1 protein-coding gene is annotated in these 266 nt (G+C 62.4%); it reads right to left on the bottom strand.

Annotated features, from left to right (window positions below):
- Positions 1 to 266 (bottom strand): hypothetical protein (locus WFK98_RS27275; RefSeq protein ID WP_336802529.1); only part of this gene is annotated, 266 nt, incomplete at both ends.

The raw sequence follows: 266 nt of genomic DNA, 5'->3' as shown, positions 1-266 counted from the left end.
CGAGATGATCTTGTCGGCCAGATCCGCCGCCACGATGAAGGCCGGGATCCAGAGCGTGCCGTTGAACTTGGCCCACTGGCCGGAGGTCGCACTGGAAAAATCGACGCCGGTCAGCGTGCCGATGCCGTGATTGTGGCCGACAGACGACTTGCCGGCGAGCGCGTTCACCAGGCCGACGATATCCGCCATCTCATGCGAGTGGTGCAGCGGCGCCAGCAACACCATGCCGGTGATGATCTCGGCAATATCGGCGTCGATCATCTTCA

Source organism: Kaistia sp. MMO-174 (assembly GCF_037147815.1).
Lineage (GTDB): Bacteria > Pseudomonadota > Alphaproteobacteria > Rhizobiales > Kaistiaceae > Kaistia > Kaistia nematophila.
This window is presented reverse-complemented; position numbering and strand designations above follow the sequence as displayed.